Source organism: Acidobacteriota bacterium (genome assembly GCA_033549365.1).
Lineage (GTDB): Bacteria > Acidobacteriota > Aminicenantia > Aminicenantales > Saccharicenantaceae > JAWSUF01.
Genome location: JAWSUF010000003.1, coordinates 153,915 through 168,230 on the forward strand (window position 1 = coordinate 153,915; position 14,316 = coordinate 168,230).

Below are 14,316 nucleotides of genomic sequence, written 5' to 3' on the forward strand. Positions count from 1 at the left end.
GCGGACTCCGGCGTCCTGTTCGACGTGGATATCCGCGAGATGGGCCAACGCCTACAAAATAGGCGTCCTGATCCCGTTTGTCAAGAATCGCGCCGACCTGTTTACAGAACGGTTCTTTTCCGCATATAATGGAATCCCTCAAGCGAGGCTTTTTCGCCCGGTGCGGAAGTGGCGGAATCGGCAGACGCGTAAGCCTCAGGAGTTTATGGCCGAAAGGCTGTGTGGGTTCGAGTCCCACCTTCCGCACCATCTCCACTCTCCTCCCAGTCCGCCGCGCCTTGATTTCTTTCTCCGGGCCGGGTAATGTGGATCTGAGAGACATCCCGCGGACGGAGGCGGACATGAGAAAAAAAAATTCCTTTTGGGCATCCGCATCGCTTGTGATTATGGGCCTTCTTCTGTCGACCTGCCGTCTGCAGATGTTGGAGCGCAGCCTGGCGCCGGAAGACGCGGATTTTCTGTCCAAGGTTCGCTACATCATCACCCGGGAGGAGAGAAAGATCTTTCTGGAACTTCCGGAAAGCGAACGGCCGGCGTTCCGGGAGGAATTCTGGAAACGCCGGGATCCCGATCCTCAAACGGAGGACAATCCGTTAAAGGAGGAATATTTCCGTAGACTGGACAGGGCGGAAGAGCTCTTTCGCGGAGAAGGGCGCCCCGGTTGGTTGACCGACCGGGGCCGGATCTTCATTCTGTTCGGTCCTCCGTCCGAGCGCGTGACGTATCCCATGACGGCGGGAACGAACTGCCGGGAGATCTGGTATTACGGCGCGTTTCCCGTCGTCTTTATCGACCAGTATTGCTCGGGGAATTATGTTCTGACAGCCGTCAATCTGGAACATCTCCAGCAGCTCAATATCGCTCAGGGACAGTTCCAGAAACAATTCACCGCCCGGAAAAGCCTGTTCGATTTCGATGTCGGCGTGCGGACCCTTCGCGCGGATGAAGCCGGATACGAAGCCGCCGTCTCCGTCGAAGTGCCTTTTGCGGCCATCTGGTTTCGTTACCGGGACGGGTTTCTCGAGGCCGTCTTCGATGTCCGTCTGGAACTTGCCGATCCCGAAGGCGGGATCCTGTGGACCGCGGCGGAACGATTCGAGTTGTCCCTGACGGAAGGCGAACTCAAAGAGAAGAGAACGGAACGATTCCGCATGGAGATCCCCATGATTTTGGGCCCGGCCCGGGATCGTCTCTCCGGGACGAGCCTGACCGTTTTCGTCAAGCTCGATGCGGAGGGACAAGAGCAGAAAAAGGTTCTGCTTATGAAACTAAAACCTTAGGCCCAGTCCAAGCTGGGCGACCCGCGTCCCATAGGCGTCGAGAGTCATTTTGTAGGTGGGGCTGAGAACCCTCCGGCCGGTGGCGCTGTTCTCCGCGTCGGGAAACCAGAGCCCTCCGTCGTCGCCGTTGATCAATCCGTAGGTGTTTCCGAGAAGATTCAATCCGTCGACAAAAACCCGCAGGGAGGATTGCCGGCCCAGGGCGAGCGTCTTTTCCAATCTTAAATCCAGAGTTTCGTAGAAGGAATGCCGCCGGGTCCCGTGCTTTTCAAGGAAGACCGTCACCGGCAAAACCTTCGCTCCCGTCTGTGCGGACCAGGAATCGGGCGGGACGATGGTCACGGTGCGGGCCCACGGCGTTCCCCCGATGTGATGGAAATACAGGGTGAGGTCGAACTTCAGGGGAAGCCGGACCGTTCCCAGGAGCTTGATGACGAAGGGGCGGTCCAGGTCGAGCAGCGAGTCGCCCGGACGGTTGACGAAGGCATTGGGCGTCCAGGTCGTCCTGTGGAAGAAAACGTTTCTCATGTTGAGGTCGGCGTTTCCCGAGGATTTTCCCCAGACCAGAGAGCCGTAGAATTGCCAGTTGTTCGACATGCGTTTTCGGAAGACGAATTCCAGGCCCCGAAAGGACCGTTCCAGCTCGGGGATGTTCTGGATCCGCTCGAAGAAGGCGGGCGCCGATTGCGACGGCATGTAAACGGTCACGGAGGTGTCCGGATAATCGTCCACTCCGGGAACCACGGTCGAAAAAGGAACCCAGAGATCGAGCGTGTAGGGATTGAGGCTGTACCACTCCCGGCCGGAATCGGGATCGAAGAGAACGCTGCCCAGGATATTTCTGCGGGACATGTTGATGAACCCCACGGACATGGAAAAGTCCTTGAAAATCTCTCCGTGGAGGCCTACCGCCCACTCCTCCGTGTGAGGCGCCGAGGCATCGTTCGCCACGCGCGTTTTGAAAAGGCCCGGACTATAGATGCGAAAATCCTCGTCTTGAAGAGCGAAGGTGTCCGAAGCGTCGACGACGCCGTCCTTGTTTTCGTCGTACCAGGTGAATCGGTGGAACCGATCCGAGCCCAGCGGATGGAGAAAACGCCCGATGTCCGGACTCAGATATTCCGGGTAGCGGGAGAAGGAAGCCTTGAGCATGGCCGTTCCCGATGAGGAGAGATCGACGTTGAGTCCGGCTCGAGGGGACAAGGTGTTCCAGGTGACGACGCCCTCCCATTCGGGAACGACGAACCGGTCGAAAGGATTCAGACCGATGACCGGCTGGATCAGATCCGCGCCGGTTTTCAGCGAGGCCTCACGGGCCGCCGGGCCCTTCGTTGCCGCGGGAAAACGCATTTCGGATCGGTCGAACCGCATCCCCAGGGACAGGGACACCCGTCCGGCGAAGGTCAGGGTATCCTGAATAAAGAATCCCAGGCGTTTGACTTCGCTTCGAAGGAACAGATTGCCTCTTTCCGCTCCGGTGACGAGAAAGCCCACCAAACCCTTTCCGACCTCGGCGCCTGTTGCCGGAGAAACCCCCGATCCGTAGAAATACGGGCTGCCGTCGGCCGCAAAGATGAGAAGGTTGTCTTCCTTCCAGGACGTCCTGTCGGACGATATGTCCTCATAGTCCCCGCCGGCCTTGATTTCGTGATGGGCCCCGATCAGGTTTTCCTGGATATGAACAAGGGCCGCCCCGGCCTGAAACCGGCGCCGATCCGAGATGTCATTGATAAATCCGCTTCCCCAGATCGCGCCCGTCGACAGGTCCTCATAGCGGGGAGCATTCTGCCCGGCCCTGTTGACGAGGAGCGGCCGCGAATATTCGGCATAGCCGGCTTTCATGTCGACGAAGGTGTTCTGGTTCATGATATGGGTGACGCCTCCGGACACATAAAACAGCTTTTCGCCGTCGAGGTTCCGCGTGGCCGCCTCCGGGGTCAGGAACGCCACATCGCGCTCATAAATCGGCTGAGAGTGGCGGTTGATCCCGACCTCGGCAAAACCCAGGAAATCGGAGGTGGCCTGAATCCTGAGTCTTAAGAAACCGGAGAATCGGCGGGCGCTCCAGTCGTAAGGTTGGTGGAGGCTTCCTCCCGGATCCTGCCACCGTGTGTTAAAAGGCGTATCCTGAGAACGGAAGGTCAGCCGGGCATTGCTGAAAAACCAGGCCCGGTCGGCCATCAGGGAGCCGCCCATGGAGAGAGAGGCATCCCAGAAATTTTTGTCCGCTTCCGACGGAGCGTTGACGACGCGGGTCAGGTCTTCATCCGACCAGAAAGACCGTGAGAGGCCTTGGCCCGTATGAAAGACGGACAGCTCGCCTTTGAACCGGCTTCCTCCCGGACGGGTCAGAATATTGATGAAACCTCCTTCGCCGGGGTAGGCTTCGGCCGGCAGGGCGGTGGTCACAACCTGGATCTCTTCGATGAGATCGATGTTGAGGGGCATCATCGGTGAGGCGGTGGCCGGATCCGTCAGGTTGAAACCGTCCTGAATCCAGGTGTTGGCGTTGGTCGCCGACCCGAAAACGGCGAAAGATTTCGGATTCCGGGGGGCGTCTCCGACAAATCCCGGAATCAATCCGAGAATCAGGGTGAGGTCGCGCGGACCGGGGAGGCGGGTCAGGACATCGTGGTCCAGCCAGAAGGCCCGCTTCGGGGAAAGCGCGTCCAGCATCGGAGACGGCCGCTTCTGAGTGATTTCCTCTTCGATATCCGTAGCCTCCATCCGGACGGACAGGGAGACGGCTTTCCCCGCCCGGATGCGAATGTCGTTGATGTGGATCGTTTTAAAGCCCGGCATATCGATGGACATCCGATACAAACCCGGAAAAAGGCGGAGAAAATAAAAGCGTCCGGTATCCGATGTGATGTAGTTTTCGACTCCCAGGAGGGTTGATGACGAGACATAAACAAACGCGCCGGGGAGGGGGAAGCCCTGCATATCCGTGATTTTTCCCGTCAATGTGCCTGCGGGCCTTTCGGCGGACAGCGGCGGCGCGAAAGCGAGATGAATGGCGATGACGATGACGATGACGATCAAGATAAATGTCTTTGGCACGGTTGCCTCCTCGGCTCATTATACATGGTATTCCCCATGGGATGTCAAAGATTTCAACCACGTTTGCAGGGTCTGCGTTGCATCCGGGGCGTCTATTTCAGGTTGCGGGCCCGGGCCGCGGCGCCGAGAACTCCGGCGTCATTCCCCAGAACGGACCGCTCGATGGTGCAGCGCGCGAATGCGAAAGGGTTGGTCCGGCGCCGGGTTTCTTCGACGGCCGGGCGAAGAATGTAATTCCCCGCGGCCATGACACCTCCTCCCAGAACGATCCGCCCGGGATCAAAAAGACTGATGACGCCGCCCAGGCCGATCCCCAGATAGGTGCCGCTGCGCTCGAAGCTTTTAAGAGCGGCGGGATCTCCTCGGCGGGCCCGAAGATAAACGTCCCGGGACGTCAGGGATTCCTCCGACCGGGCAAAATACCGGTAGTCGGCGGCGATCCGGCCGGCGGACACTTCGGTCTCCAGGCATCCCCGCGAGCCGCACGGGCAGCGTTGTCCCTCGGGATTGACGATGAGATGTCCGAGCTCGCCTGCGAAACCGTTGTCTCCCTGCCACAAGCGCCCTTCCAAAATGATTCCTGAGCCGATTCCGGTTCCGAGGGTGAGAAAAACCAGGCTGTTTTGGTCCTTGCGGGGTCTTCCGGACCATTCCCCATATGCCGCCATGTTGGCGTCGTTGTCGATCAGGACGGGGACGCCGAGAATTTTCTTGAGAGGAGAGAGGAGCTCGATGCCGTCGAGTAGGGAGTAATTGGGGGATTGGAGAATGATCTGTTCCCGGCGGCTGAAAAATCCGGCGATTCCGAAGCCGCAGGCGGCGATGCGGCCCGGGGCTTTCCGTTTCATGTCCGCCCAGAGGTCGGCCACGAGAGAAAAGAAAGCGCCGGCCGATTCCGGGCTGGCTTTCCGGCCCTTGACGACGAGCCGCCCGCCGGCGTCCGCCACTCCGTATTTGATCTTTGTCCCGCCGATATCGAAGCCGGCGGTGAAGGACCTCTTCGTCATGTTTTCCGGCCCGTGACGGCATAGTTCGGAGGTCCGAAAAGCAGCCGGTTCAAGGCGTCGATGTTGGCATTGAGGAGGGCCGACGATTCATCCGCGCCGGGCAGGGTTCGGAGTCGTTCCTCGCCCAGGGGATCGGAAAACAGGATTTTCACGTCTTCGTAACCGGCACTTTCCACCAGAAACCGAAGGGCCTGGGGATGGATGGGTTTCTGATGGGACAGATCCAGGAAGAAAATCTGAACAAGCGCAAAGACGGATGTCGGGTTGACCGTCTCCAGGACAAGAACGCCTCCGGGCTCGAGCTTGAGAAAGGCGGTTTCGACAAGCCGCTTGAGATAGGCGGGAGGCAGATGTTCGATGACCTGGGAGGAAAAGACTCCGGCCAGGGATCCGTTGTCTTTCCAGGCCAGCTTTTCGAACAGGTCGCCCTGTTCACAGATCAGGCCCTTGTCCAGGCAGATATCGATCATCTGACCGTTGAGATCGACACCTTCTCCCGCAAGGCCGTTGTCTCTCAGGAGTTCCAGGAATTCCCCCCGGCCGCAACCCAGATCCAGAACGGCGCCGCCCTTCCGGAAGAGGGGAAGATAGCGGCCTTGCTGGCGGCGGACTTCTTCCTCGTAGCCGCGGAACCGGTTTTCAAATCCGGCGTAGCGCCAATCTTCCAGAGGTCCGAAGACGGCGCGAACGGTCTCAGGAGAGGGTTGGGCCGCGCCTTCCAGGGCGTTGAGCAGAGCGTCGAGTTTTTCCCGCAGGAGAAACAGTTTTTTCAGCAGAATGTTCGCGTCGGCGCTCTCGGCGGCCAGCTTGTCCACCCGCCATTCCATACTCTTGAAGATCATGGCGACGTGGTTGGAGGCCAGCGCATCCCATTCCCTGTCGCGGGCGTCGGCGAGTTCGGATTGACGGCGGACAAGGTCGAGAAGTGAGGCGAGGGCGTCCCGGATTTCGCGGGCATCCAGACTTTCGCCCGCAAGCCGGCGTTCAAGTTTTTCGGATTCTTCCCGGAAAAGGTCTTCCTTCCGTTTCCGGGCCTCGGTCAGATTCTCGAGGGTCCGGCGCATGATCAATTCGTGGGTGGTTCGTCCTTCGGCGAGGCGGAATCCTGGTCCTCGCGGTCCTTGTGACTCATGGATTTCTTGAAGTTCTTGATTCCCTCGCCCAGGGATTTTCCGAGATCGGGGAGCTTTTTGGCGCCGAAAATGATGATGACGATGAGCAGAATGAGAATGAGTTCCGTAGGTCCGACGGGGCCGAGAAGAAACATCATAAACCTCCTTTGAGGGCCGGTTTTCGGGGGGATCCGATCCTGTCCGCGATATGAACACGTTACCTTTTCCCCTGGAAAAAGTCAAGGCTGCGGTGGGAAACCGGGGATATGGACAGCGCGTTCCCCAGGCTGTATCATAGCGTCCCATGGACAAGATCCGGAATTTTTCGATCATCGCCCACGTGGATCACGGGAAATCCACGCTGGCCGACCGTTTTATCGAAATGACCGGAGCTCTGTCTTCGCGGGAGCTCAAAGCCCAGGTCCTGGATACCATGGATCTCGAACGCGAGCGCGGCATCACGATCAAGGCCCAGACCGTCCGCCTCCATTATAAAAGCCGCTCCGGGGAGACCTATGTTCTCAATCTCATCGACACCCCGGGGCACGTGGATTTCTCCTATGAAGTGTCGAGGAGTCTTTCCGCCTGCGAAGGAGCGGTTCTGGTCATCGACGCCTCCCAGGGCGTCGAGGCCCAAACTCTGGCCAACACCTACCTCGCCCTCCAGAACGATCTCGTTCTCGTCCCGGTGATCAACAAGATCGACCTGCCCCAGGCCGATCCGGAGCAGACCCTGGAACAGATGGAAAACATCATCGGTCTCGGCCGCGAGGAGGCCCTTCTCGTGAGCGCCAAAAAGGGGATGGGCATCGAGGATGTCTGCGAGGCCGTCGTCCAAAGGATTCCTCCACCCAAAGGGGATCCCAAGGGGCCGCTCAAGGCGCTGCTGTTCGACTCCTGGTTCGATTCCTACCGCGGCGTCATCGTCCTCGTCCGCATTGTGAACGGGGAGCTTCGCCGGGGGGACGGCCTTGTTCTCATGGCCTCGGGCGCCGAGTACGAGGCCGAGGAAATCGGCTGGTTGACCCCCAAGCCGGTCAAGGCGGACGTTCTGCATGCGGGCGAAGTCGGATATCTCATCGCCGGAATCCGCAAGCTCAGCGATGCCCGGGTCGGCGACACCGTCACCCACCGAAAGCGCCCGACGGCCTCGGCTTTCCCCGGATTCCGGGAGGCCAAGCCCATGGTCTTCTGCGGGCTTTTTCCGGCCGGAGATAGCGGGATCGAAGATCTGAGGGAAGCCCTCGAGAAACTCCGTCTGAACGACGCTTCGGTCACCTACGAACCGGAAAACTCCCCGGCCCTGGGGCTGGGATTCCGGGCGGGTTTCCTGGGGCTTCTCCACCGCGAGATCGTCCAGGAGCGCCTGGAGCGTGATTTCGATCTCAGCCTGGTCACCACCGCCCCGAGTGTCGGTTACCGCGTCACCCGAATCTCCGGGGAGGTTCTGGAAATCCATAACCCGTCCGGACTTCCCGATACCGCCGAAATCGCCAAAATCGAGGAGCCCTACATTGAGGTGATCATTCTGACGCCCGACAAGTATATCGGGGCTTTGCTCAAAATCCTCGAGACCCGCCGGGGCGAGCAGAAAAAGATGGAGTACGTCAGTCCGAAGCGGGTTCTTCTGGCTTATCTCATGCCTCTGAACGAGGTGGTCTTCGATTTCTTTTCCCTGCTCAAGTCCGTATCCCAGGGCTACGCCTCGATGGATTATGAATTCCACGGCTATCGCGAATCTCCCCTGGTCAAGCTGGACATCCTGATCAACCGCGATGTCGTGGACGCGTTGTCCCTTATCGTTCATAAGGACAAGGCCTATGCCGTCGGCCGGGCCCTTGTCGACAAGATGCGCCGGGCCATCCCCCGCCAACAGTACGAGGTCGCTCTCCAGGCGGCCGTCGGCAAGAGAATCATCGCCCGCGAGACGGTCAAGGCCTTCCGCAAGGATGTCCTGGCCAAGCTCTACGGCGGGGATTACACAAGGAAGATGAAGGTCCTGGCCAAACAGAAGGAAGGCAAAAAACGCATGCGCCGCATCGGCCGGGTCGACATTCCCCAGGAAGCCTTCCTGGCCATCCTTGAAGTCAAGTGAGAAGTGAAATATTATGCGGAATTCTATCATCAATTGCCGAGGCTGCCGGGCGAGACCGCGGCCGGAAAGAAGTGACTTATGCTGCCGACCATAACCTGGAAAAACAACACGGTCGTCATGATCGATCAACGCAAGCTTCCGGCCCGGGAGGCCTATATCGCCTGCCGGACCGTCGAGGCCGTCGCCCGGGCCATCGAAAGCCTGGTCATCCGGGGGGCTCCGGCCATCGGCGTTGCCGCCGCTTACGGGGTCGCTCTGGGAATGCAGGGTTTGCGGAAATCAGACGCTTCCCGCATGGACGCCCTGTTCGAACGCGTTTTCAGGAGAATCGAACGGACGAGGCCGACGGCCCGGAACCTGTTCTGGGCTCTGGAGAGAATGCGGGGGACCTATGATGCGGCCAAACCCTCGGGTCCGGCGGCGGTTTCCCGAGCCTTGCTGGCGGAGGCCAGGGCCATGGACGCCGAGGATGCCGAGATCAACCGAAGGATCGGCTTCCACGGCCGGGCCGTGGTCGACGACGGCATGAACATCCTCACCCATTGCAACGCCGGCGCTCTGGCCACCTCGGATTATGGAACGGCCCTCGGCGTTGTCCGGGCCGCGGTCGAGGAGGGGAAGTCCGTCCGCGTCTTCGCCGATGAAACGCGGCCGGTTCTCCAGGGCGCCCGCCTGACCTGCTGGGAGCTGCTGCGGGACCGGATTCCGGTCGTCCTGATTACGGACAACATGGCCGGCTGGCTGATGAAAAACGGAGAGATCCATCTTGTCGTTGTCGGCGCCGACCGCATCGCCGCCAACGGGGACACCGCCAACAAGATCGGCACCTATTCGGCGGCCGTTCTGGCCCGGGAAAACGGTATCCCGTTTTACGTGGCCGCGCCGTTCAGCACCGTGGACTTGAGCCTGCGGACGGGCCGGGATATCCCCATCGAGGAACGTGACGGGGATGAAGTGCGGTGCTGGGGCGGTCGTTTGACGACCATCGCCGGCGTCCCGGTGCGCAATCCCGCTTTCGACGTCACCCCGGCCCGCTACATCAGTGGGATCGTCACGGAAAACGGCATCGCCCGGCCGCCGTTCGGAAAAAATCTGCGCCGCCTGGCCGGGACGGGAAGCTGAGGAGAGGGAGGACGCCGAAGTGCCTGAACCTGTCGTCCTGGGGATCGAGACCTCATGCGACGAAACGTCGGCCGCCGTTCTCCGCGGCCGGACCATCCTCAGCAATATCGTTCTGTCCCAGGACGAGATCCACGCCCCCTACGGAGGCGTCGTCCCCGAGCTGGCCTCGCGCCAGCATATCCGGAACATCGAACCCATCGTCCGGGAGAGTCTTGACCGGGCCGGAATCGGACTTGAAGAGATCAACCTCTTCGCCGTGACCCGGGGACCCGGCCTCATCGGCTCGCTTCTCGTCGGCCTCTGCTTCGCCAAGGGACTGGCCTATTATTTCAAAAAGCCGCTCATCGGCATCAACCACCTTGAAGCCCACTGCGAGGCCGCTTTTCTTGAAAACCCCGACATCCCTCTGCCCGCCCTGGCTCTTCTGGTATCCGGAGGGCATACGTCTCTCTACATCATCGACGCCCCCCTGTCCTTCCGCATCCTCGGAAGAACCCGCGACGACGCCGCCGGAGAGGCTTTGGACAAGGTGGCCAAGTTTCTCGGACTTGGCTACCCCGGCGGTCCGGCCATCGAGAAGGGCGCCCGCGGCGGCGACAATCGAGCCTTCGCCTTCGCTTTGCCCCGGACAAAAGACAGGAGTCTGGATTTCAGTTTCAGCGGTTTGAAAACGGCGGCGCTCAAACATATCCGCGAGAAATCCCTGACCGCCGATTCTCCGGCGTTGGCCGATTTCCTGGCCGGCTTCGAAGAGGCCGTTGCCCGGGCCCTGATTCGGAATTTAACGGCGGCGGCCGACGCCTGCGAACCCCGGGCCCTCATCCTCTGCGGCGGCGTCGCCCGCAACACCAGGCTCCGGACCCGGTTCCACGAGTATGCCGGACGTGCCGGGCTTCCGGCCTTTGTTCCCTCGCCCCGCCTCTGTACCGACAATGCGGCCATGATCGCCGGCCTGGCCCTGAAAAAATTCGAGGCCGGCGCGGACGGCGGGTCCGCCCTCGAACTCGACGCCTTCGCCCGCTGAAGGCGGAGGCCGGCCGTCGAGGATCCGTGCCCGCTCGACCCTCCAACGGCTTGTTTTTCCGGAGTTGTGCGCGAAAACGCTGGAATTGTGAAAGGGGGAAGAAAAAATCAGCGTTTTCACGTACGGCCCCGGCTCCGGGTTCCGGAGCTGTGCGCGTGTCGAGATTGCTGTTTCGACAAGGAAGCAGCTTGCGAAGGCGTAGCAAGCCTACGTCGAGCAGGCTGCGACGAAGTCGGAATGGTGAGATCGGCACGCCCGAAGGGTGAAAATGCCTGATAGAGAAAAAAGTGGAAATTCGGGCATTTTCACGCACGGCTCCGGGGGTTAGCGGGAGGGGATGAGGTGGATGAGATAGGGATGCACCTTCAGGTTTTCGTCCGACAGGTGTTCGAGGTCGACCGTGACCTCGTAGAGATAAAGATGGCGGGCGACGGTATGAACCGGAATATCGAACTCGAATTCGCCGATCGTGCGCTGCGTGTCCGGGGCGAAGAGCGGCAGATCGAAAACCTTCACGGCGGCGCGGAAATTCCCTTCCTCGGACCCGTAGAAAATCTTCAGGCGTTCGATCCTGCGCTTCGATCCGAAAAGGATGCGATAACTTTTTTCCTCGTGGAGGTAAAGAGCGCCGTCGGGTTTGATGACGACACCCCGGCCCAGGGAAAACGGATAGAGGCCGAGTGGACGGCCCGATGCGGGCTCGAAGGTCCGGACGGGATAGAGCGCATCGCGGGGATGCAGGACCCAGAGAAAGACCGCCGCGGCGCAGAGACCAAAAACGGTTAGATGGCGAAGAGCGGGTCTCGGCCGAACGCCGGGCCATACGTTCCTCGCCCCATAGGCGGCGATGAAAGCCGCGACGGCCAGAATCCAGACATAATTGGGCCAATAGCCGAGGTTGTTGACCTTGATGAACGACGGCAGGATCGACGGCAGGAAAAAGCGCATGTTGCTGAGGAACACGAACAGGTCGCCCGGACGCTCGGTGAATTCGTGGGTTGTCGGCTGGTAAAGAAAAGAGGGGTGAAAAAGAAGAAGAACGGCGAGAACGAAACTCACCCCGGCCAGAAGACCGAAAGCCCGCGTGAAGAACGGTTTTCGATTGTAAACGAGAAAATACCCGATGCCGATTGCGGCGATCCAGGACAAAGGCGCCAGGACGCGTCCGGGGGGTGCGTATCCTTGCCTGTGGGTGAAAAAGGCATAGTTGAGGATGAAAGGCATGGCCGTGATCCCGAGGGCGAAGAATTCGCGCCGGGCGCGGCGCCAGATCTCGACGAAACCGGCGAAAGCGAAGACGAAGACCGGGGCGTAAAGCAGAAGGCCGTCCCGCTGGTCGAGGAAATAGTTGAAGAACGAGTCCACTCTGTAATACAGCGGAAGGCTGAAGAAGCTTTCGAGGACGGATGTCGTCTGTTCGGCCGTCATGACGCCGTCGTAGATGGAAAACGGGTTGACGGAGCCGTACAGCCGCCATGTGAATGCGGCGAAAAGTCCGGCCGAGATGGCGGGAAACGCCAGGAAGGCGACCAGCCCGCCTTTCAGGCCGTGGTCCCGCCGAAGATGGAAGAGGCAGACCAGGATCAGGGGCCAGAGGATGATGTTGAATTTGAGTCCGAACCAGGGGAACAGGGATAGAAGAAATCCCATTCCCAAAAGGGCGCCGGTCGAGAGCCGTTCGGGAGACGTCACCTTGCGGTAGACAAGCAGGGAGAAAAAAGCGATCGGGATCTCGGGATAAAGGTGGATGGAATAGAAAATGACCGGAACCGTAAATCCGTAAACCGCCCAGAGCGTGAGCGCGGTATCTTCGCGCTTCCAGCGGGTTGCGGCCAGGAGATAAACCTGGATGCCCAGAAGCGCGGCCCATAGCGACAAGCTGCTTTTGAGGATGAACGTCCTGGCGGTGCCTTCCAGGAAATGGCTGACGGCATAGTGGGGCAGCATAAGCACGGAAATCCCCGGAAGGTTGATGGGATAGATATAGTCGTGCCCTTTCTTTCCGAAGCGGCCGTATATCCCCAGACGCAGGTGGGGGTTGTCTTTGCGCGAATAAAAGTGGAAATAGTCGCGGTCGTCGAATTGATTCCGGAGATTGATGTCGCGGTCATGGAGCAGACTGTGGGCGGAAAGCAGATAGTTCGGCTCATCCCCGGAAAAGGTGACTCCCTGCCCGACAAGGACTCCTCCGGCCAGGCTATAAACGAGGAAAGACACGGCGAAAAGCAGAGCGGTCTTTTTCCGGCGGGATAATGTCTCGAACCGGGCCAAGACCCTGCGGAGAATCGGTCTTCCCGTCTCTCCAGCCGGGCGTTCCCGGGTCAAGGCCAGATAGGCCAGAGCCGCCCCGACGATGAGGAGAAGAATGTCGAGTCGCCGGATCAAGTCTCCACGCGTGAAGTAGCGTCCGGTGAGGACAGGCGCAAGGGCAAGCAGGAAAAGCGGCCAGTAACCGAGGCTTTGGAGACTCGCGGGAACGGCGGGTCTGAAAAACAGCAAGGCCGCTGCGAAAAACAGCGCGGCCACGGCCGGGAGCAGAACGACCGGGTCGGGGCGATAGGCATGGTCGAGCACCGTAAAACGAACGACCTGGATACGGACATCCAGGAAAACGGCGGCCGAGGCGGCGCAGAGGAAAAGAAAGCCCGCCGCCGGCCGCTGCGCTTTCGTGATCATGGTCAAGAGTATTCCGCACCTCCGCCCGGGTGTCAAGATCGCGGTGTGACGCGGGATGCGCTTGACTTCCCCCCGTCCGGCCGTTATCCTTCTTCCGAGTTCGCCATGGACCCGCGTCGAAAAGATAAAAAGATCATTGTCGTCATGCCGGCCTACAACGCCGAAAAGACGCTGGAGAGAACTCTGGCCGATATCCCCCGGGACTGGGTGGACGACATCCTTCTCGTCGACGATTGCAGCCGGGACGGCACGGTGGCTCTCGCGCGCCGTCTCGGTCTCAAGGTTTTCGTCCATGACCGGAACCGCGGCTATGGGGGAAACCAGAAAACCTGTTATCGACGCGCTCTCGAACTCGGCGGCGACATCATGATCATGATCCATCCGGACCACCAGTACGATCCCCGGGTGATCCCCGGCCTTGTCCTCCCGCTTCTCGAGGGCGACTGCGATGCCGTCTTCGGATCACGGATGTTGGGCGGCCATCCTCTCGAGGGCGGCATGCCGAAGTGGAAATACCTGGCCAATATCTTCCTGACGGCTTTCGAGAATGCGACATTCTATATGTATCTCACCGAATATCACTCGGGGCTCCGGGCCTATTCCCGCCGCTATCTCGAGACCGTGAAATTCGAGCTGAACTCGGACGATTTCGTCTTAGATTCGGAAATCATCGCCCAGGGCGTCGTTCACGGCCTGCGAATCCGGGAAATTCCGATCGAGACGCGCTACTTTCCCGAGGCCTCCCAGGTGGGGTTTTGGCGCAGCACGGTCTATGGACTGTCCATCCTCAAAACCCTTGTCAAGTTCAAGCTCCACAAAAAAGGGATCCGGCGCTTCGCCCAATTCGCCTAGACGGAACCCGGTTCATCAACACCAACACCTCCTCAGATGAACTTGTTGTGGATTTGTTCGTATGATCTTCAGGGCTGATGTTCAGCCT

10 protein-coding genes and 1 tRNA gene are annotated in these 14,316 nt (G+C 59.8%); 6 read left to right on the forward strand and 5 right to left on the reverse strand.

Annotation, left to right across the window (positions count from 1 at the left end):
* Positions 1-162 precede the first annotated feature (162 nt).
* A tRNA-Leu gene (locus tag SCM96_06010) sits at positions 163-249 on the forward strand.
* Between the two features lie 92 nt (positions 250-341).
* The gene (locus SCM96_06015) at positions 342-1,280 is read left to right on the forward strand and encodes a GWxTD domain-containing protein (GenBank protein MDW7760175.1); all 939 of its coding nucleotides are present in this window, start codon (positions 342-344) and stop codon (positions 1,278-1,280) included.
* Here SCM96_06015 and SCM96_06020 read toward each other — a convergent pair.
* The 4 genes from SCM96_06020 to tatA form a co-directional block, all read right to left on the reverse strand.
* Positions 1,269-4,340 carry a carboxypeptidase-like regulatory domain-containing protein gene (locus SCM96_06020; protein MDW7760176.1) on the reverse strand — a complete coding sequence of 1,024 codons (3,072 nt, stop codon included), beginning with the start codon at positions 4,338-4,340 and terminating at the stop codon, positions 1,269-1,271. The genes SCM96_06015 and SCM96_06020 overlap by 12 nt on opposite strands.
* A 92-nt stretch (positions 4,341-4,432) precedes the next feature.
* A complete protein-coding gene (locus SCM96_06025; protein ID MDW7760177.1) occupies positions 4,433-5,347 on the reverse strand; it encodes an ROK family protein in 915 nt (304 codons plus the stop codon).
* Positions 5,344-6,411, reverse strand: coding sequence for a methyltransferase domain-containing protein (locus SCM96_06030; GenBank protein ID MDW7760178.1), 1,068 nt, complete (start codon positions 6,409-6,411; stop codon positions 5,344-5,346). The genes SCM96_06025 and SCM96_06030 overlap by 4 nt, the downstream gene beginning before the upstream one ends.
* Before the next feature lie 2 nt (positions 6,412-6,413).
* Positions 6,414-6,617, reverse strand: a complete 204-nt coding sequence (gene tatA, locus SCM96_06035) for a twin-arginine translocase TatA/TatE family subunit (GenBank protein ID MDW7760179.1) — start codon at positions 6,615-6,617, stop codon at positions 6,414-6,416.
* Between the two features lie 146 nt (positions 6,618-6,763).
* On the opposite strand from tatA, the gene lepA reads away from it, so the two are divergent.
* From lepA to tsaD, 3 genes are all read left to right on the forward strand, one after another.
* A complete protein-coding gene (gene lepA, locus SCM96_06040) occupies positions 6,764-8,554 on the forward strand; it encodes a translation elongation factor 4 (protein MDW7760180.1) in 1,791 nt (596 codons plus the stop codon).
* Positions 8,555-8,632: 78 nt separating this feature from the next.
* Positions 8,633-9,676, forward strand: a complete 1,044-nt coding sequence (gene mtnA, locus SCM96_06045) for an S-methyl-5-thioribose-1-phosphate isomerase (GenBank protein ID MDW7760181.1) — start codon at positions 8,633-8,635, stop codon at positions 9,674-9,676.
* A gap of 19 nt (positions 9,677-9,695) precedes the next feature.
* Entirely contained in the window at positions 9,696-10,700 is a 1,005-nt protein-coding gene (tsaD, locus tag SCM96_06050) for a tRNA (adenosine(37)-N6)-threonylcarbamoyltransferase complex transferase subunit TsaD (GenBank protein MDW7760182.1), read from the forward strand.
* A gap of 324 nt (positions 10,701-11,024) precedes the next feature.
* Here the strand turns inward: tsaD and SCM96_06055 are convergent, their stop codons facing one another.
* A complete protein-coding gene (locus SCM96_06055; protein ID MDW7760183.1) occupies positions 11,025-13,376 on the reverse strand; it encodes a hypothetical protein in 2,352 nt (783 codons plus the stop codon).
* Positions 13,377-13,481: 105 nt separating this feature from the next.
* Here SCM96_06055 and SCM96_06060 point away from each other — a divergent pair, with 105 nt between their 5' ends.
* On the forward strand, positions 13,482-14,228 hold the full coding sequence (locus SCM96_06060) for a glycosyltransferase family 2 protein (protein ID MDW7760184.1): 747 nt from the start codon (positions 13,482-13,484) through the stop codon (positions 14,226-14,228).
* Positions 14,229-14,316 lie beyond the last annotated feature (88 nt).